Consider the following 18,699-nt stretch of genomic DNA (forward strand, 5'->3'; position numbering starts at 1 on the left):
ACTTGCGACATTTGCATTCCTGTCTGGATGCGCAACGACCGCCGACAGGGCGAACCCTGATCTCGATTTCTCCCAGGAGCTGGATGCGCACATTAGCGACATGATTACCGCGGTTGAAACCAAAGCCGGAATTTCAGTGGCTGTTTACACGCCGAGCGGAACATATCTACGCGGCTTCGGTTTCGCGGACGTCTCGATCGGGGAAGCTGTTACGCCAGATACGGCCTTTTATATCGCTTCGTCGACCAAGTCTTTTCTTGCCCTCTCTATGCAAATTCTGGAGAGTGAGGGTGGCCTGTCTTTGGATGACTCATTAGAAGCGTTCGCACCCGGGGCAGATTTCGATGCGAGTTTACCAACTGATCAGATCACCGTTCAGGATTTGTTGACCCATACATCTGGACTTCAGAACCGCCCGATAGGCTTTCTCAGCGCCTATGTTGGCGTAACTTCATCCGACCAAGTGCAGTCGTTAATTCCGCTGACTGTTGAAAATAAATCCGCTCCGCCCGGTGAGTTCGAATATACCAATGACGGATATAATCTGCTCGCCGCTCTGATTGCCCAAACAACAGTGACGGACTGGCAGGATCTGATCGATACCCACGTGATCACACCGCTGGCCCTGCGCCATACAACGGCGCGCATGTCAGTGGCTCAGGAAGCGGGGTGGTCCGTCGCGAAACCGCATTTGTCGATGCCGGATGGATCTATGGAGGTGAGCCATTTGGTGAAGAGTGATTCCAATATGCACTCTGCCGGAGGAATGATCATGAGCGGTCGTGATGCCCTGACATGGCTCGAGTTCTTGGTGGAGAGTGGCGTCGTCGGAGGCAGACGGATAGTTCCGGAAGAAATTTTGATCCAATCCCGACAGCCATTGGCGCCTGTCCTCGAGCCGTTTGGTCCCTAGACGCGCGACGCTTATGGGCTCGGCTGGTATGTTGGGCGCTACGGGAGCGACACGCTAATCCATCATTTCGGAGGTTTCCCCGGCTATCGAACGCACATCTCCTACATGCCGGACCGCAAAATTGGGGTCGCTGTCTTTGTCAACGAAGCGCTCGCCGGAGCCATCTTGACTGATGAGATTGCCAATGCCATTTACGATCGTGAGCGCGGCTTGCCCACTACGGTCGAACAGATCAAATCTGTGCAAGAAAAATTCGCTGCCGCGAGAACAAGAATGTCGACGGAAATCATGAAGCGCGCCGACCGCGTGTGGAAATTGAGCCTGCCCCTGTCAGAATATGCGGGGACATACCATCACCCAGTTTTGGGTGCTTTGCATATCTCCAGTCCAGAGGGGCATCTCACGGCAGAGCTGGGTGAGCTTTCAGCGCAGTTAGAGCCATTTGTAGACAAAGATACAGCAAGAGCAGAACTAATCCCTTTGTCCGGGTCGGTCATTTCGTTTCAGATAATCGATCGAGAAGTAAGCTCGCTCGAATGGAATGGTCAAAGATTCCGTAGGCATTAAACCGAAGTTTCGATGTCATCCTCCCGAACGAATATGGGAGAGAAATCAAGCAAGCCTACCGATAGTTTCCCAAATTGGGGAATTATCCAATGTTCGAGCAATTCAAACGTCCGCTTCGCGAGCATCTGTGGACGGCGGCCCCTTGGCAAGAGATTTTAGTTGGTCATCTGCAGGTTGGCCGTTAGCGGGCATCTGTTCGGCCTATTCGAGCGGCATTCAGACGCCGCTGGCCATCATGCGTTCCGCAAGATGAGGTTCCTTACAAAAGCACGCACTCAAGGGTGCTTGCTCGCAGGTGGATTGTCCTCACTTGTTGAACCTACGGGTCTGCATGACCTCCTTATGCTCTCACCAATCTCGTTTGCGCCTGTTCAGCGCGGCGACTTTATGCCGGCATTAGCTTTGCCGGATTGAACTTCTCTCCTTTGACCATCAGGGCCCAGATCATGCGGCCCATCTTGTTGGCCATGGCGATCGCAACCACCATCATCGGTTTACGCTCGAGCAAACGGCTAAGCCATGGATGCTTCGTGAAGCCGAGCTGTTTCGCTCGGATGATCATCGACATCGCGCCAGTAACCAGTAAGCGCCTCAGCTCCGGGTTGCCCTTCTTGGTGATCTTCCCGAGCCGCTCTCGCCCGCCACTGGAATGCTGTTTAGGCACAAGCCCGACCCAGGCGGAGAATGCGCGACCGGATTTGAAGATCTTTGGATCGGGTACTTCAGCGACCACACGTGTTGCGATGACCGGTCCGACGCCGGGTATCGTTTCCAGTCGCTGGCAGATGGCATTGGCTTTATGGGCCTTGAGGATCTTGCGATCCGTTTCCAAGATTTGCCGCTTCACGTGTCGGAGCTCGCTGGCGAGCGGCAGCAGGCACTCCCGCGCCAGGTCGGGGATGCGATCATCCTGATCGTCAGCCAGCGTGTCGAGGATGGCTTCAACGCCCATCCGCCCTCTGGAAGCGACGATACCGAACTCAGCCAAGTAGCCCCGTAATGTGTTGATCAGCCGGGTCGATAAACGCACCCAATGATCGCGTACACCATGCAGGGCAAGGAGCGCCTGTTGATCTGGTGTTTTGATAGGAACGAACCGCATCGTTGGCCGGGTGACGGCTTCGCAGATCGCTTCCGCATCACGCATATCGTTCTTCTGGCTCTTGAGATACGGCTTCACAAACTGGGGCGCCATCAGCTTCACTTCATGCCCAAGTGCGCTCAGCTCACGGCCCCAATAGTGCGCTGTTGCGCAGGCTTCCATGCCGACCAAACACGGTTCCAACTGATTGAAAAAGGCGAGGACTCGCGACCGGCTGAGTTTGCGACGAACGACAACCTCACCCTCCGTGTTGATACCGTGAACCTGAAAAACCGACTTGGCTAAATCTAGGCCAATAACTGTGATACTCTTATCCATAGGCGTGCTCCTAATGTTGGCGGTGTGGATACCTTCACATTACCAGCTCAGTAGAGCTGGGTGGGGCACGCCGTCCACAGCATCAAAAGCAGACGTAAGCTCAGCAGTTTAAGGCGCCGCCAACTTCGATCTCGGACGCTCATTGGAGAAACGTCTCTGGGATCGATTTCTCGCGATCGATCCAATCTCACTTAGATTCCGTTTCAATTGGAGAATAACCTCATCCTCTGAAGTGTTCCAAATCTGCGAGAGTATTGGAATTGCGGCCGAAGTATCCAAAGGCGAAAGGGATCTTCCGTTGTATTTTGCGAATGGGCCATCGCTTTCTAACAGAACCTTCGAGCGGGGGATCAAAGCAGCTTTGTCCATCAACCGCTGGGAGCGAAGCATCGCAGGGCCAATGGAAAACCAGAATCCAGCCCTTGCGGCTTCAACAAACTCGTTTTTTGTTCCCGTGAACCAATGGAGAATCGGCGTGCTGAAGTGAACACTAGTCTTTAACAGATCAATGATCTCACGAGCGGCGCCTCGACTGTGAATAGATAGAATTCTGCCTCCACTTTCTTCGCAGGTCTGCAGAATATGAAGGAACACCCGACGTTGTTGAGCCAGAGTGCTCCTAAACTCGTTAGATCCATCGAGTCCGATTTCGCCTACATAATTGGTTTCACCAATCAATCGATCAAAGATAGTGAGTTCATCTTCTCGTTCTGCCGCGAGTTGAGGGTGCAGTCCTAGCGCAGTGCGTATTCGCTCGCACCCTAGCGCCAAGTTCTTGGTGCCGGGAAATGCTTTCGGCGTCGTGGTCACAGAGAGCACGTAAACGCCCTCTGCTTTAATCTGAGCGATTAAGGCGCGAGGATCGTCAAACAGATCGAGATGGGCGTGAAAGTCCATCATTTGGGAACCCCCCAGTAATCGAATAGGTCTCGCAATTCGTTCAAACCTCTCCAAGCGACGTTTGCGTGTCGTTCAACCGCCGTCGGCGACAATGGTCCCGTCTTTAACACCCATGATGCCATATCGCGCTGCGAAAGCGAGGCAAGCGCGTAGCGCACAGCATAAACATCTTCTTCTGTGCTCGAATCTCGCCCAACCATAGAGGCGATGTCCTCGTGGACATATAGCCCGTCAGGTTCATCGAATCCGGCGGCGAAATTTGCTGATCGTCTTATCAGACACGGGACGCAAACCCCACATTGCTGATTATTGCGATTGTACTTGCCGCAAGACACTGAATGCTCGATCAGGGGTGCGATGATGTGCTTGTAAGGGGATCGTTCAATCATTTCTCCCTTTGTCTCGAACAGATACGGATTTTCGAGGCGTACATTTAATCCAAAGTCTGCCAGGATCTCATTCAGGAGCCCAATATAATGAGGATGGGTGGTTCGAGTGCTTGAGGCGCCGATCCTCCGGGGCGTGAGCGGGGCATTTAATGCAATGACTCCGTTTTCGGGAATCCATACGGGGATGTTCGCGCCTTCATTGGCGTTTGAGATCGCCGCTGCGCAACAGACCGCCAATGCGACAAAGAGAAGAGACCGAGCGCGAGTGCTTCCTTCTTTTTCAATATCGCTGTTTAATGCCAGCCTTGGCGCATCGTTGGTATGGAAGTGGATTGGATTATCTAGTTTTTCCAGGAGATCTTGTTGAAATTTGTTGTCACCCGTGGATGCTCTGCTAACCAGCAACGGCTTTAGTTGATCATCGTTGAGAGCATTTACTGCACCGATCAGGCTATCTAACCCACCTGAAAATAGGCAAACCAAATTTCGATCTTGAACTTGGATCTTATCGGAGAGCAGTCGCCGAGCCTTCGATTGTGGCGGTGTGAAACCACCCGGGACAAGATTTATATTCCAGGTGTCTCCGGTTAGAAAATTCAGAAGTGATTTGAGCTTTTGAAGCTTGTTTTGCCATCGCTCCGGTGCCGCAATTGCAACAGTTAGGTCAAGATCGCGTCCAAACCCGTCATCTCCATGATCATGCCGATTTACGAATTCATCCGCTGCAACGACGCTGAGAGCGATCGATAGAAAATCGAATGCAGTGATGGGGACAGTGTGGGATAATCGTTTAAAGTCCTGTCTAACTTGATTTCCGATACCATGATAATGCTCCGATGCCGAACCGAATAAGCGCACGACCCGGTCAGCCGATGCTTGGCTCAGTTTGTCTTCAACCGGACTGCAATAGACACGTGTGACCAACTATTACTCTTCCCAAGACTCCAAAACTCGTTCGATACAGGTCAGCTGGAAATCTCTGATCCCATTTTGATCTGATAACGGATACTCATCCGAGGGCGTGGTAGCGAGTTGCTGTTCCACTGTCTCGCTGATGAAGTCATGAAGTTCGTTTTCTCGAGCCTGTCGCTCAGATGGAGATTCCGCCTTATCTAATGATGCGCCGCCAATTCGTTCAGCCAGATCATGATAGATCATCTCAATCAAGCTTCGGATCAATACCTCACGAAGGAAGTCTTCGTTTATGGAATCGAGTTCGAACTCGTCGGCGTCTTCACAAGCCTCGATTATTGAATCCTGGATCACGGCGATCACATGATCGCCTTCAGAATTGTCTGGTGCGACCACTCTAGCGATGATCGAAGCTGCGACTTCAATTGGCTGACCGATGGCTTCGCTGAGCTGGGCCTGCAAATCGCCCGTTTGTTCACCGCCCAGCCCACCTAATCCTGCCATCCCGGCGATCGCAGCAGCCGACGCGTTGGTTGCAGCGCCAAAGCGCCTGGTCCCAGTGGAGGCACCTCCTAGAGCGCCGCCGACATAATTGGCGACTGCGGCTGGTAGAGCTTGTCGACCACCACCCGATGACACCCATTTTGATAGAGAGGTTCTGAATTTGCGAAGACCATGTTCGGGACGAGGAGGAACTGGCTCGTCTGGGGTTGAGTCCGCATGCGGCGGAACCAATGGTGATCTAGGGTTTGGCCCTGGATTGTTGGCTGACGTTCCCATTAGAACTCAACCTCTTCTAGACCATCCAGAACGACTCTGGTCCATTTCGGGGGACCGTTCGGAAATTTCCTAGTGATTAGAGCTTTCAGAGCTTCAGCGGCCTGACTGTCAGCCATCGCTAATGAGACAGCACCAACCCAAGGCTTTTTGAACGCTCGTCCCCAATCCTCAACGGCATCCAGTTGATCAATTAGCTCGTTCATTACTGGCAGTCGCTCCGGTCCTGGGATGAGGGCCACCGCCTCCTTGGTAGACTGACGTGTTCTTGAGTTCGCTTCTGTCAGGGTTTTCAGCGCCTCCGTCGCCTCCATGCTTAGGGTTTGGTTAGATGCTGAAACAGGTTTTATATCTCTGGCGAGATATACTGCAGCCCGTAGATCCTTCTCGCCAAGTTTCGGCTCCAAAGTGCACCACGTCGAAATGAATTCGTCATGAGCCTGCCAGCTTTTGGGGCGGTCACTGGGGAGAGCACCTTTGGCCTCCCAGTCTTCTAAGACCTTTACCGTACCTGAGCTCGATGACATCACGAGTCGAAATAGCTCGTTGGTTGCAGACGCACTGGTGCATCGTTCAAAAATTACCAACTTCAGAATGATGAGTTCAGACAGATTGATCCCGCGCTTTTCGGCGATGCTCCGCCGTTGAGAAACAGTGTTAAGAAGGCGTTTTACAATTCTTGGATTACCCTGAATCGCAGGTGAGCTGGCCAAAATCGGCGCCGTCGACCTTGCAACCTGATGTGCTGCGCGAATCTGCACTAGTTGGTCCGGCGTGAGCGCGTGGTCACTCAAAAAGGTCAATATTTTATCGGGACTTGGGAAAGGTTCTTTCCAGCTTTGCTGTAGCTGCTCGATGAAAAACCTGCGCAACGCCTTCATGGTTTCGTCGTCCAGTCCGTCATCTCTCGACAGCAGAAGCATTATTAAAAGCGACTTTAACTCGTTCACGCCGACGCTTGGCACGCGTATTGGGTATTGAACGAACTTGTCCAAGTAATCTGTGGTAAGCCTGGCGCTACCAGCGTTGTAGTGCTCGCGTACCGCTACTCTAATCATCTCTTCGTCGGCAGCGATCACAAACGCTGTTCGATCCATAAACAAAAATAATCTTACCGCTTCCAATGTATGAATGGCGTTTCTAGGTAGGCATCTGTCCAGATTGTCGATGAAAACCAGAAGCGACTTATCTATTTCATTAAGCAGGTTGTTTAACTCCGTTCTGAATTGCTCGATTTCTTGCGGGGGCGTTGTGACCTCTGCGGGTTTGATAAGACCTTTCGCCTTTTCCTCGGCGTCTCCGACGGCGCTTTTCATAGCTGCGAGATCTTCGGCATCACCTTTCCCAGACAGAGCGTCTCGAAAACCTTCGAGCCCACGATTGAGGATCCCAAAAGCTGGCAGCCCAGCAGCGAGAGCCGCCCCTTCCGCCAACAACCCCAACGCTCTTAGCTTGTTGATTCTGCCTAAAAGTGAAAGCGCTTTTTTGTGCAAGCTTTGATTAGCTGCAACTTCATCAAGGAGTTTGTGTCCGATTGTCTCCAGTAAGGCCGCCCTTGCGTCATCATACCCTTGGAAGCGCCATGCATCGAAATGTATGATCAACACATCGTCGTCATTCTTCACCTCTTCCGCCACCATTTGCAGCAAGGAAGACTTTCCGGATCCCCACCCGCCGAAAAGGCCGAGAGATAGAGGATGCAGGTCTTTCCGTCGGAGAATGTCGGTGACGCTTTCCACCGTGTCTTCGAAATTGAGATAGTCGTCTCTCGTTTCGTTGTCAGACCACATTTACCTGATCTCTATTTAGCTGCAGCAGTGAGGATACTCATTGTAAGGAAATTACAATAGTCCTGATACCCGAACTATTTGCAAATTCGAATTTTATTGTGAGTGAAGTCAGATGTTTTTGTAAGCTCTCGGCGAACGACAGCATTCTTGAGAATCAAACTCTAGACTTACAGCCCATGAACAATTTCCGCACCCGAGTCGGGTCCCTCAATCGCGTGAAGGAACATTTTGTTGGCCGAGCTGCTTGGTGCGCACGTCACGCCGCGATGCAGTCGCCCCATGGAACGACGCTTCACGCCGCTTCGAATGCACTCATGGTTCTATTGGGGCGGCCGATCATTGTGCTCCGTGCAGAGGTAATGTCCGATCTTAGGAGACTGTCAAAAAACACTTCCGTTATGTCTGGTATTAGGAACAATCAGCACTCTGGGGCTCGCTGAATCCAAAATGATCTCTGACGCAGAACGTTGATCTCTTATTTTCGGCCGAAGAGGCCTCGCGCGATTTGCTGCGCCGCGTTGTATTTATTGTTCCGGACAATTTCTTCGTAGGTGTTTTGGCAATCCGCTGGTAGCGAAAATGGGATGCCGTGATGAACAGCACTGTATTTTACGAGAGCGAGTTGTTTGGCACGCGGAAAATGTGTGAACTCGTTTAGGACCTCATCGATCCGAGCAATCGCTTCCTGCGTGTCGGTGTAACTCATAAACTTGTCATACCTCGGCACGTCAGTACCTTCGACTTTGTGTTGAAGCGTCTTTGCGCTTTGACGGTCCATTGGCTCACTCCGTTCTCAAAGGTTCAATTCTAAACTGTAGTTCTTTGTTTCAGAAGCGTCTGCGCAGTGTCGAATTGGAATGGAGCCACGTTCGGAGGCACTCTGGCTGTATTGTACATTAAGGCACGTTGTACGAGCTCGCATCATAATATCCCGAGGAACTTTTTCTTGCGCTTGCTTCGTGCGATGACATTGCTGCCGATTTTGCCGTCGAAGAGTTCACTGTCCAACAAGACGCGTTCACGATGCATGTATTCTGACCCATGCATGACATTCGGGTTTCGATCTGAAGGAACAGAGGGCCATCCTCGCAATTCGAGGTATTTATGAGCCTCGGATAAACTATCGGTCACGAAGAAACCGACAAACCCACCAGATGCATCCACGTAACAAAGCGTGTAGCGGTATTCTTCATGGAACTTCTTCATTGATCACCTCAATAGCGCGCTCTTTGGTTTTATACGTAGTAGCTGAGCGCCAAAGTTAAACAGTGACCATGTCCATCGGGGCGTCTAAGGTCTTGGGAAGTCGGCGGATCCGGAAACTGCACGGGACACAGAAAGGGACGGCAAAAGTATGAACGTTTCAAAGCTCTTTCGGGCACTCGCGCTTGTTTTTCTACTATTAACTGCGCTCTCAATTGCACCTGCAATGGCACAATCGAATTGTCCGTTTTCAAACGGTTGAGACACTCTGATGCTTTTGGATCAGGAGAGATTGGCTCATCTGGTTTGGTTTAATCAGTAGATCTTGCGTGATGCAAGCGGCGTAGTTTCATGGTCCTCCGTTTGGTTTTGGCGCGTTGCTGCAGGATTTCGTCGCCGCGGCCGAAGTAGACATCTGCGGGCGTGAGATTGTTCAGGCTCTCGTGGTAGCGGCGATGATTGTAGTGATCGACAAAGGCGTCGATCTCACGGGTCAGGTCACCGGGTAGGAAGTAGTTTTCCAGGAGGATGCGGTTTTTGAGCGTCTGGTGCCAGCGCTCGATCTTGCCCTGGGTCTGTGGATGATAAGGCGCCCCACGCGTGTGGGTGAAGCCTTCTTCGGCAAGCCAGTCGGCAAATTGCTCAGCGACGTGGACGGCCCATTGTCCGAGAGGATACGAGGCCGGTGTCTGACTGTAATCTGATCGAGCCCAGAGGCTTGCAAGGCGAGGTTCAGCGTTTCCTGCGCATCGATGGAGGCCATGTTGGTGCAAAGCTTCCAGCTGACGATATAGCGCGAGAAATCATCCAGCACCGTGGAGAGGTAATACCAGCCCCAGCCAATCACTTTCAGATAGGTGAAGTCGGTCTGCCACATCTCATTTGGGCGCGTGGTCTTATCCTTGAACTCGTCCGCCGCCTTAATGACAATGAAGGCGGGGCTCGGGATCAGGTCTCTGGCCTTCAGGATGCGATAGACACTGGCTTCTGAGATGAAGTAGCGCTTCTCATCGGTGAAGGTCACAGCCAGTTCGCGCGGACTGAGATCGGTGCGGTCTAAGGCCATTTTGACGACCGCATCGCGAACATCATCAGGGATCCGGTTCCAGGTCACTTTGGGGCCACTGCGCCGGTCTTCCAGAGCATCGACACCGCCTTGTTGCCAGGCATCATACCAGCGATAGAAAGTCGGGCGTGACACACCGATCTGTTCCAGCGTGCGTTTGATCGGCTGATGCGATTGCTCGACCAGATGGATGATCTCCAGCTTCTCAGATGCAGGGTATCTCATATGTCGTCGTCCCCATCCGCAATCACGCTTTTTTTGAGCACGCGGTTTTCCAGAGTGAGATCCGCAACCACCTCTTTGAGATCCCGCATCTCACGGCGCATCTCCACGACTTCATCGCTGCGGGCTTCGCGTTGAGTGTCGCCCGCCAGGCGCTTCTTCCCAGCCTCCATGAAGTCCTTCGACCAGCGTAATACTGGCTCTGGGCAATCCCCTCACGGCGACATAACTCCGCAATCGAATGTTCACCGCGCATGCCTTCCAGGACAATACGGATCTTCTCTTCTGCTGAATATTTACGCCTGGTGCGGCGCTTCACCGATTTTATGTGCTGTTCGGCACTTTCGGATTTTTTGCTCATCTTCACTCCTTGAGTCAGTTACGATGAGCCAAAAATCCTCCTGAAGCAAAACCACCAAAGTGTCTCACGGTCGCTGAACCGCTACAGCGCCAATAACTTCCGCGGTTATTTTTCGGCTACGTTGGGCGGACATTATCGTAGCGCAACGTAGCTGACAGCAGCGCTTTAGAGCGCTGAATCGTGTCCGCCCTCCTACCCAAACACAGTGTCTGCTTTCGGCGTCAGAACGGATTCCCCGCATTCATCTTATTGTCCCGTTAAGCACTAAAATATCCTTAGTTGGAACAACCGAATTTCACACACAACTTTGCGATATTTTTCCACCCTGGGTGGTATTATGTCATCAAAGGTAGTTGTATGATGACTAGAAATCCGGACTTTTTATGGAAGCGTTATGCGGTAGCGCTCATCCTGATTTTTTCGGTGTTGACGGTTAGTCATTTCATCGAGTTTTATGCGCTCAAGAATGCACAAAAGGATGCGGAAGTTATCGCTCTCAGCGCGAAGCAGCGTATGCTCTCTCAACAGATCATACGTTTCGCACGAAATACGGTTGCCAGTGGCGATCGTGAATCCGCAGATCAATTGGCGCGTGCGGTGCACGAATTTGAAGGCGCCCACCAAAAATTGATGGCTGACGCGGAGCGCGAAACGAGTCTCGGAAGACTATACTTAGCGCGAACTCCGTCAACAGATGAGATAGTCAAAGACTACATCACGCTTGCTCGAAGTGTTCCCAGGGCTAGTTATCCGCAAGCTGTTTTTGATGAATTGGAGTACAAAGGAACTGGTTTGGTTCTGGAAAGATTGGAAGAAGCTGTTGCCACATATGACGAGCGGGCGCGTAAGCAATCCAATTGGGTCCACACGCTTCAACGGATAACGCTTTTGGTCGCGGGATTCATCGTTCTACTGGAAGCATTGCTCATATTTTTACCCGCACACCGCAGCGTCCGACAGAAGATGACTGAGCTCCGCGCGATGGCGGAAACAGATCCGCTCACAAATCTCCGCAATCGGGCTGGCTTTGAACATGATATGGAAGCATCTAGGTTTCTAGCCAATGGTGATACTCGGTCGGTTTCATTGGTATTGTTGGACTTGGATGATTTTAAAGGGATCAATGATCGATATGGGCACCTTGTCGGTGATGAGGTGCTCCGCATCGTTTCCGAACGCCTTACCAAACTTCCAAATCTCATATCGACGGCGCGGGTCGGCGGTGACGAGTTCGCGATCCTCGTCGATAACACGCTATGGGATTCCTCGGACGAACTGGAGAAAATTGAATTCGACATGCGTGAGTGTATGGGTTTTGTGTATCGACCGATTGAGTGCAACGGTCGAATAATCCATGTTTCCGGTTCTGTCGGATTGTCTCGTTTTCCTCAGGACGCCGAATCCTTGGATGATTTACGCCGCAATGCGTCGGCCGCGCTACACGATGCAAAGCGATCTGGCCGCTCGAGTCTATCGCTCTATGGGGAGAAAATCGACAAGATTGCGCGGTTGAGACGGACCATTCAGTCGTCTCTGTTATCGGGCGAGTTCAAGAAACAAGTATCGATTTCTTTTCAGCCTGTCGTCGATATATCTTGCCAAAGAATTGTCTCGGTGGAAGCGCTTGCCCGTTGGTTTCACCCTGAACTTGGGCACCTGAATCCTGAATTATTCCTTTCGATCGCTCGAGAATGTGGATTGGGTGACGAAGTCGACCGGTTTCTTCGGGCATTGGCACTGCAGCAAATGTCCGTTCCCCTGGATGAGGGACGAGTTGGCAGCATTTCGCTGAATGTTTCACCGGTGGACCTAGCAACACGCGGATTTGCTAATTCAATGTTGGAGCAGTTCTCAAGCTTCAAAGTACGCCCCAGTCAGGTTTGGGTTGAGGTAACGGAAACCGAACGGCTCACGAGTCGAGCGACGGTCCGAGAAAACCTAGAGACTCTCAATCGAAGCGGAGTTCGTATTGCCTTGGATGATTATGGCGTCGGATACTCGAATGTTCGGCGACTGGCCGAGCTTCCAATTCAGCGGATTAAGGTCGACAAGTCGATTGTGACCAATGTCAAACGAGATCCAAAGTTTGCTGGGGTATTTCGATCAAGCGTTCAATTGGCCACGGCACTAGGAGCTGACGTCGTAGCTGAAGGGGTTGAAACGCGCGGGCAACTGGAAGAGGTTCGCAGGCGTGGGTGCAACCTGGTGCAAGGCTTTTTCTTTTTTAAGCCAATGATCGCGTCCGATTGTATTAAGCGCCTCGAAAACGCATGCGCGGCGGCCGCATGAAATCGATTCTATAAGTATTTTTTGGAACCTAACCGATCGAGATCTACGTATAGTAGGCAGACTGGTCGTACTTCGCTATTGTCGAGAGCACGTATTCTGGAGACACGTATGGCACGAAAATATCTCCTTTGGGTGCGAGAACAACCGGGAGCGATAAGCGTTTAGCTTCCCGGTTTAACTCAGATTTCCAGATATCCGTTGTCTCTTCTCCGGAAAGAACCACGACGTTCAGACCTGCGAAGTAACCGTCTTTCAATGTACGATCTGGAAGGAGGGTCATTCGGATGTTATAGAAGAACGTTTCAGGTTGCACGTTCAGGAACAGTTCGCTCGCCGCAAACAAGTCGCTACGGTTCTCGGCGATATAGTCTCGATCTCCGGGGCATTTTTCCAGAACATCATCGTAAAACTTGACCGGGTCCTTTTTCAACTGATGTTTGAGGCCCACTTCGGCTATACGTACGCCGCTCCTGGTTTTCATAATGAGGCCGAGCAATGTCTGAAACCAGCGCGGCCGAAACACCTCTAGAATATCCTGGTTGAAAACGGGGTTGGCAAAAATCGAAAGGCTAACGTTTTTGCTCAAGCGACTGAGACGGTAGCAAACAGAATTTCCTGTTCCCAAGCCCATCAAAATAATGTTGCGAAGGGATAAATCGTCCAGAAAGTTCAGTAACAGCGCGGCCTCTGCGGCGACCGTAGCGCCAGAATTGATCAATTTTTCATCGAGCAGAACCGAGGGGAGCGCACGAGCGCCGCCAAACCCTGGACGTCTAATGTAGATGACCTGCAGGCCCTTAGACCACATTTGCTCACAGAATTTGACAGAGGGCGGCATCGGGAAGTCAATTGACCCGACTATCAACAACGGTCTCAAATCCGCAAGTTCGCCGCGATAAATCATGACTTCGACTTCAATGGTTCCGGCGGGACCAAACCGCTTCACTTTCATCTCGCGCGGATTGGGTGAAACGGTTTCAGGCGCCCCGAAAGCAAACTTGTTTACATTAGCCGTCATGGGTTTGCGATCTATTGTGTGCGTGTTGGTGAGTCTAGCGCACGAGCTGCGAAATTAAAGTTACATCTGCAACGAATTGCGTTCATACGACGTCCTTTGTTTTGGCATTCGTTTAGAGCGCCATGCAGACCTTATTGAACCCCTGATCCCATCGATCCTTTTTCGAGCCATTCCCTCAAAAAGCGTCGCGCAATCCAACGGAGAGGGCTGCACTAGCCGTCCGTTCGAAAGTAACAGTTTTTCAACTCACGGTTTATATTTGCTTGGTGCAAAACAAAGGGGATCCGAGTGAGCAATTCATGGAGAGACATTCGTTTTGCACCTAAAACGACAGGACGTTTTTTTGACCTATGGTTCATCGCGCCCAGTTGCCCGAGGGGGTACCGCGTGACCAACTGTTTTTGGTCAAAATCAGATGGTACTTTCATGGTTTACGACGAGATTGAACGTCGGAACGTCAAAGCCGGCAGACATCTCAGTTCGACACCAACACATTTCATGTTGATCAAAGAACCGCAATTCAGTTAACCCATCGGCCGCAGGCATAACATCACCAATGCGGCGTAATTCATATTCGAGCTGGAAGCTCGGTTTGCCGATTTATCGACTTAACCAACCTTGTGGTCGGGAACAAATTCGAGCCCCGCATCAAACGTTGACTGCCAAACTACCCGCGCGAATCTCCGCAATCCAATCCGCGAAGCTTTGATGCGAACGACTCTCGGCAGCTTTCCACGGGAGCGAAATCGTACTCGAGCGCCGGTCTTGGAAACATCTATGATGACGCCCTCGCGTTTCTCACCACCCTTCGTTTCGATCAGGCAAACGCACCACAAATCCTTCCGTGCGATCCGGCGCTTGTCTGACAAGGGACGCAAAACGGGGATGGATCGAGGTTCAGTGTTTTCTTCACGCGGTAGACCTGCGCTCAACCGGCGCAGATTCACCTTTCCCTTCGACTTCGGTGAAAACATAATTTCGCTCTTTTCATACGAAAAATGATATCATGAATCTCGTTAAAGTTGAGTTTCAAGCAAAGTCTTCCTCTTAATGGATTGTTGTTCTGTGCATCAATCGAGGACGTGACGCCATATTTGATCTTGACGCCCGACAACGGAACCGATCGCGTGTTCGAACCTCCAGGTCCTGCGCGAAGAAACCCAACTCAGATTGCACACCCCACAAGCAAGCTGGCTCGCCGCAGGGACCATCCGCCGGCAGAATACGTGATTGCAAGTACTCAGTTCTGCCGATGTTCAACGAATTTGAAGTTGCGCTCTCGCGCTAGGGCGTTCGAGGGGCAGTGGAAATCAACTAATCCCTGGAGCGTTCCGCGTGCGCTCGCCTTAGCGCAGCCTCTGCAAGTGCCAAATGCTCCGCGAGTTCAGCTCGCGTTTCATCCGAAATATGATCATCTGAAAAAGCCGCTTCTCGGACCAATGCGAGCCAATCGGACAACACCATAGCGTCATCGAGCGGTTCTGGATCCGCAGGATTGGACACGAGCCATGGAGGAAATTTGTCTTTTTTCAATTAGAACCACCCACCTAATTATAGCGTGTTCAGCTCATAGAGTACACCGCTTTAGAAAAACGAGTGAATCGAGAAGTCCTTTCTCGCCTCGGCGCGAACTCCAAAATGCTCACACCGTCGCGAGCACGATTTGCCCGATTTTAACTTGAAAGATCTAGTTATTCTCGTAATTCGCTCAGGAGTTAGCGCTTGCGAGTACCGTCGCCCATTTTAGTGTGTCAACTGGACGCGCGCCATCACGGCCTAACTTTGGTCGACGATGAATTCGATTTTCAATCAAGCGTAGAGCGCTTGTCGCAACTGCTGGAACGGCAGATGCCGATGCGATTGCAGGCATTGGTGAGAGGCGCACAGAGTCTCCATGTACATCCTCGGCATTTGGATACTGGAAGGTCCCATGCATTGAAATAGACACCCCTAGGCCTAGGGCGTTTGTACGTCTCAGACGCAGATCAAGCAAGCACCTGGAATTGCTTAACGTGCAAGCAAATAAACGCTGCGAGAGCGGATAAATCGATCCAAAATCGTTAATACTCAACAGGAAATCCAGCCTCCACGCTCCGCGAAAAATTGAGAGACTGATGGTAGTCCAAGATTATGTCGTCTCGAGCCCAACCCACTATCCTCTCCTGGACTTATGCCAAAGAAGCATTGGCGTTTCCCATCATCGTTTGCTGTTCAGCGATGTCATTGGTCACCATTTATGCGTGCATCGCCATGGAGATCGGGCTTCATATGCAACCACAAAATTTCTTACCTCTGGTTATTGGCATTGCCGGAGCTGTCGCTGGACCGATGACGATCTTCGCGTTCTTCAGGGAGCATCAGAAATACGCGGCACGATTAACGCTTCAGAATTTTGCAACCACGGATCCACTGACGGGAGTTTTAAACCGCAGAGCATTTCAAGATGCTGTTGCAGATGAACAGCTGCGAATGGAACGCTCTGGCACTTCAGCGGCAGTGGTTCTTTTCGATCTCGATCGCTTCAAGGTTTTGAACGACATTCATGGCCATGCTGTTGGAGACGACGTCCTCAAAACTGTCTCGGCAGTCGCTCATTCAGAGCTTCGCGGTCCCTTCGATCGTTTGGGGCGTTGGGGCGGCGAAGAGTTTATCATCTTGCTGAATAATATCTCTTCAGCGCAAGCACACTCGGTGGCGCAACGCTTACGCCTGCGCATCCAATCAGAGCGGTTTGAGATTAACGGTGCGTCTATTGGGGTTACTGCGAGTTTTGGGCTTGCCTTCGTCGATTCAAACAGTTGCTTTGACGCCGCAGTTTCACAAGCTGATGAAGCGCTCTATGAAGCCAAAGCCCGCGGAAGAAACCAAGTCGTTGTAAAATCTGCGGTCGAACTCGTCGCCTAGGCGAGCAAAACCAGAAGTAACCTCAGAAGCGTGAAACGTACCGATCGGGCGGCTGTGCTTCGGCTAAGATGGAATGCTTTTCGGTTTGAGTGTACCTTTCCGGCTTGTTTAGTTGCTTGAACAATGGCGTTGCGAACAAATGGATAAGACAACCTCCTTCTTCTCAGATGACGACTTCGATATTCTCGAAGATTTCCTGCTTTCGGATAAGGTAGGTGACGATGCGATGACGGTATCGGTCTTGGATGGGTTTTTGACAGGAATCGTGGTCGGCCCGGAAACGATTATGCCAAGCGAGTGGATGCCCATGATCTGGGGCGAACGAGGTGCATCGTTTTCAGGACCCGACGAAGCAGAGGAAATCTGCGGATTAGTCATAGCACGCTATAATCAAATAATTTTAGAATTGACCGAAAAACCAGAACACTTCGAACCAATCATCATGTCCGATCACACAGGAGATTTGCTAGGCGAGATCTGGGCGGAGGGTTTCGTGACCGCGATTGAAATGCGGCCAGAAGCGTGGAAATCGATCTTTGAATCAGATTATGGTGCAGCGGTCAGTTTAATCATGGCATTGGCATCACCCGATACCATGAGTGAGTTTTCTCGCGATCCCGATGAAGTTTCGGTCATCGCGAATGCAATAACCGAGGAACTGCCCATTACGGTCAGCGCTATAGACGCATATTGGAAACAAAGGCGGGGCTTTGATGCTGATGCCCAATAGTGGCCAAGCAATATTGCAAGCCAGCCGCGTCTTGAAGCCAGAGACCTAAGTCGCCCTGAATAGGATGCTAAGCTAGGTGGTCATAGATCATTCGCGTTAGAATCATCCATTTCATCGTGTCTGCGAGCGCTTCGGGTTTGTCGATTGTCTGGATAACCTCATCAGCAAATCAAAGCTGCGGACTACTATAGACAGAACGCAATCTTGTCCGACCGATTTGCGGGACCATCCCAAATACAGCCATTGTCGCCAATGGTTAGCACGCGCTTCTCCCCGGCATTGCGATCGCTCGCACCCGACAATTCTACCTTCTTGCCTCTAACTTTATAGGTCCAGGGACGCGCGCCAGATTCTGAGGTGGTGACCACCGTTCCATCGGCCGAAAACGTCCAACTCTGATCGGTCAAAGCCATGCCGAGTCGGTTCGCGCCGGGTCCGAACTGTGGATAATAGGCGCCTTCCAGCGCCTCGCCGCCACCCCCACCGCATGCTGCAAGCAGGCCGGTTAGCCCCAACGCCGTTAGCGCAACCGATAATTTTCTGTGACACTTCATGAAATCCCCCGTGTATAGTTGCGTGATACTCTAACCGGTTACGCCTCGGTAAATCCCTACCAAGATAGCCGATCCGAAGAACAGCACCAGCAGGACCAAGACCACCTTTGCGATCGGAAGCAGTCTCTCCTGAAATCGAATGCCCAAACCAATACCAACAAGAGCAACGCCCCAAACACCGTGATCTACAATCGCAGCTAGTATGTCATTGCTCGGTGCCAGAGATGCCGTCGCCCAACCCCAGATTCTAATCAGAAAATAAGTCAGCGCCCCCGTTGCTGCGAACATCAACCACGTATCGAAGTCTATATCGTCATCTGGATCGAACGACTCTTCGTTCCCGGAACTCGTTCCTGATCTTTGAGTCATTTGTTGTGCGCGTTCGCGGTCTATTCGACGCCACTCTTCTTGCTGTTTACGCGCTTTCTCTTGGTGTTCGCGTTGCTCCCGCATTCGGCGCTCTTCTTCAAAACGCCGTGGCTGCGCGCCGATATCATATGCCGATTGATCAGGACCCGGGAATAAAGGTCGATCCCCCGAACCCCACCGTCCTTTTCCATACCAATCTGTCATTTCATCCCCACTTGTCGAAAATATTACCAGAGATGTGCTTGTGATACCAGTTGGACTGTTATCCGGATTGGCGTGTGGTGTTCGCTTGGGGCATGAACTGGCTTGAGAAGC

At 51.5% G+C, this 18,699-nt stretch carries 16 protein-coding genes and 2 pseudogenes; 5 read left to right on the forward strand and 13 right to left on the reverse strand.

Annotation, left to right across the window (positions count from 1 at the left end):
* Window positions 1-100: 100 nt before the first annotated feature.
* Both MY069_RS04960 and MY069_RS04965 read left to right on the forward strand, forming a co-directional pair.
* Window positions 101-1,051, forward strand: a pseudogene (locus MY069_RS04960) (serine hydrolase domain-containing protein); the annotation flags it as partial.
* Between the two features lie 27 nt (window positions 1,052-1,078).
* Complete coding sequence (locus MY069_RS04965; RefSeq protein ID WP_482796747.1) at window positions 1,079-1,480, forward strand: hypothetical protein; 402 nt, start codon at window positions 1,079-1,081, stop codon at window positions 1,478-1,480.
* A gap of 385 nt (window positions 1,481-1,865) precedes the next feature.
* Here the strand turns inward: MY069_RS04965 and MY069_RS04970 are convergent, their stop codons facing one another.
* From MY069_RS04970 to MY069_RS05005, 8 genes and pseudogenes are all read right to left on the reverse strand, one after another.
* A complete protein-coding gene (locus tag MY069_RS04970; protein WP_482793972.1) occupies window positions 1,866-2,900 on the reverse strand; it encodes an IS110 family RNA-guided transposase in 1,035 nt (344 codons plus the stop codon).
* Window positions 2,901-3,008: 108 nt separating this feature from the next.
* Window positions 3,009-3,800 (reverse strand): Qat anti-phage system TatD family nuclease QatD, encoded by a 792-nt coding sequence (qatD, locus tag MY069_RS04975; RefSeq protein WP_482795966.1) that lies wholly within the window; start codon window positions 3,798-3,800, stop codon window positions 3,009-3,011.
* A complete protein-coding gene (gene qatC / locus MY069_RS04980) occupies window positions 3,797-5,113 on the reverse strand; it encodes a Qat anti-phage system QueC-like protein QatC (protein ID WP_482795967.1) in 1,317 nt (438 codons plus the stop codon). Before qatC ends, qatD begins: the two co-directional genes overlap by 4 nt.
* Before the next feature lie 3 nt (window positions 5,114-5,116).
* On the reverse strand, window positions 5,117-5,881 hold the full coding sequence (locus MY069_RS04985; protein WP_482795968.1) for a hypothetical protein: 765 nt from the start codon (window positions 5,879-5,881) through the stop codon (window positions 5,117-5,119).
* Complete coding sequence (locus MY069_RS04990; protein WP_482795969.1) at window positions 5,881-7,668, reverse strand: KAP family P-loop NTPase fold protein; 1,788 nt, start codon at window positions 7,666-7,668, stop codon at window positions 5,881-5,883. Before MY069_RS04990 ends, MY069_RS04985 begins: the two co-directional genes overlap by 1 nt.
* Before the next feature lie 475 nt (window positions 7,669-8,143).
* Window positions 8,144-8,446 carry a hypothetical protein gene (locus MY069_RS04995; RefSeq protein ID WP_482795970.1) on the reverse strand — a complete coding sequence of 101 codons (303 nt, stop codon included), beginning with the start codon at window positions 8,444-8,446 and terminating at the stop codon, window positions 8,144-8,146.
* A gap of 143 nt (window positions 8,447-8,589) precedes the next feature.
* Window positions 8,590-8,874, reverse strand: a complete 285-nt coding sequence (locus MY069_RS05000) for a hypothetical protein (RefSeq protein ID WP_482795971.1) — start codon at window positions 8,872-8,874, stop codon at window positions 8,590-8,592.
* A gap of 308 nt (window positions 8,875-9,182) precedes the next feature.
* Window positions 9,183-10,520 (reverse strand): annotated as a pseudogene (locus MY069_RS05005) (IS3 family transposase).
* Window positions 10,521-10,799: 279 nt separating this feature from the next.
* Between MY069_RS05005 and MY069_RS05010 the strand changes: the two are divergent.
* A complete protein-coding gene (locus MY069_RS05010) occupies window positions 10,800-12,809 on the forward strand; it encodes a putative bifunctional diguanylate cyclase/phosphodiesterase (protein ID WP_482795972.1) in 2,010 nt (669 codons plus the stop codon).
* Window positions 12,810-12,852: 43 nt separating this feature from the next.
* Here the strand turns inward: MY069_RS05010 and MY069_RS05015 are convergent, their stop codons facing one another.
* From MY069_RS05015 to MY069_RS05025, 3 genes are all read right to left on the reverse strand, one after another.
* Window positions 12,853-13,827: a hypothetical protein gene (locus MY069_RS05015; protein ID WP_482795973.1), complete on the reverse strand. Its 975-nt coding sequence runs from the start codon at window positions 13,825-13,827 to the stop codon at window positions 12,853-12,855.
* Window positions 13,828-14,435: 608 nt separating this feature from the next.
* Window positions 14,436-14,801, reverse strand: a complete 366-nt coding sequence (locus MY069_RS05020) for a PilZ domain-containing protein (protein WP_482795974.1) — start codon at window positions 14,799-14,801, stop codon at window positions 14,436-14,438.
* A gap of 340 nt (window positions 14,802-15,141) precedes the next feature.
* Window positions 15,142-15,360, reverse strand: a complete 219-nt coding sequence (locus tag MY069_RS05025) for a hypothetical protein (RefSeq protein WP_482795975.1) — start codon at window positions 15,358-15,360, stop codon at window positions 15,142-15,144.
* A 735-nt stretch (window positions 15,361-16,095) separates the two neighbouring features.
* Between MY069_RS05025 and MY069_RS05030 the strand changes: the two genes are divergently transcribed.
* Window positions 16,096-16,731 carry a GGDEF domain-containing protein gene (locus MY069_RS05030; protein WP_482795976.1) on the forward strand — a complete coding sequence of 212 codons (636 nt, stop codon included), beginning with the start codon at window positions 16,096-16,098 and terminating at the stop codon, window positions 16,729-16,731.
* 139 nt (window positions 16,732-16,870) lie between these two features.
* On the forward strand, window positions 16,871-17,461 hold the full coding sequence (locus MY069_RS05035; protein ID WP_482795977.1) for a UPF0149 family protein: 591 nt from the start codon (window positions 16,871-16,873) through the stop codon (window positions 17,459-17,461).
* A 185-nt stretch (window positions 17,462-17,646) separates the two neighbouring features.
* On the opposite strand, the gene MY069_RS05040 is transcribed toward MY069_RS05035, so the two are convergent.
* Window positions 17,647-18,015 carry a hypothetical protein gene (locus tag MY069_RS05040; RefSeq protein WP_482795978.1) on the reverse strand — a complete coding sequence of 123 codons (369 nt, stop codon included), beginning with the start codon at window positions 18,013-18,015 and terminating at the stop codon, window positions 17,647-17,649.
* Window positions 18,016-18,045: 30 nt separating this feature from the next.
* Window positions 18,046-18,468 carry a hypothetical protein gene (locus tag MY069_RS05045; RefSeq protein ID WP_482795979.1) on the reverse strand — a complete coding sequence of 141 codons (423 nt, stop codon included), beginning with the start codon at window positions 18,466-18,468 and terminating at the stop codon, window positions 18,046-18,048.
* Window positions 18,469-18,699 lie beyond the last annotated feature (231 nt).

The organism is Hyphomonas sp. ske169, from assembly GCF_056850855.1.

What these genes read in the sequence shown, in the direction of transcription:
- MY069_RS05000 (WP_482795971.1), bottom strand. Translation starts at nt 8,874, where the DNA reads ATGAAGAAGTTCCATGAAGAATACCGCTACACGCTTTGTTACGTGGAT.
- MY069_RS05030 (WP_482795976.1), top strand. Translation starts at nt 16,096, where the DNA reads ATGCAACCACAAAATTTCTTACCTCTGGTTATTGGCATTGCCGGAGCT.
- MY069_RS05040 (WP_482795978.1), bottom strand. Translation starts at nt 18,015, where the DNA reads ATGAAGTGTCACAGAAAATTATCGGTTGCGCTAACGGCGTTGGGGCTA.
- MY069_RS04995 (WP_482795970.1), bottom strand. Translation starts at nt 8,446, where the DNA reads ATGGACCGTCAAAGCGCAAAGACGCTTCAACACAAAGTCGAAGGTACT.
- MY069_RS05015 (WP_482795973.1), bottom strand. Translation starts at nt 13,827, where the DNA reads ATGACGGCTAATGTAAACAAGTTTGCTTTCGGGGCGCCTGAAACCGTT.
- qatD (WP_482795966.1), bottom strand. Translation starts at nt 3,800, where the DNA reads ATGATGGACTTTCACGCCCATCTCGATCTGTTTGACGATCCTCGCGCC.
- MY069_RS04970 (WP_482793972.1), bottom strand. Translation starts at nt 2,900, where the DNA reads ATGGATAAGAGTATCACAGTTATTGGCCTAGATTTAGCCAAGTCGGTT.
- MY069_RS04990 (WP_482795969.1), bottom strand. Translation starts at nt 7,668, where the DNA reads ATGTGGTCTGACAACGAAACGAGAGACGACTATCTCAATTTCGAAGAC.
- MY069_RS05020 (WP_482795974.1), bottom strand. Translation starts at nt 14,801, where the DNA reads ATGTTTTCACCGAAGTCGAAGGGAAAGGTGAATCTGCGCCGGTTGAGC.
- MY069_RS05045 (WP_482795979.1), bottom strand. Translation starts at nt 18,468, where the DNA reads ATGCGGGAGCAACGCGAACACCAAGAGAAAGCGCGTAAACAGCAAGAA.
- MY069_RS05035 (WP_482795977.1), top strand. Translation starts at nt 16,871, where the DNA reads ATGGATAAGACAACCTCCTTCTTCTCAGATGACGACTTCGATATTCTC.
- MY069_RS04985 (WP_482795968.1), bottom strand. Translation starts at nt 5,881, where the DNA reads ATGGGAACGTCAGCCAACAATCCAGGGCCAAACCCTAGATCACCATTG.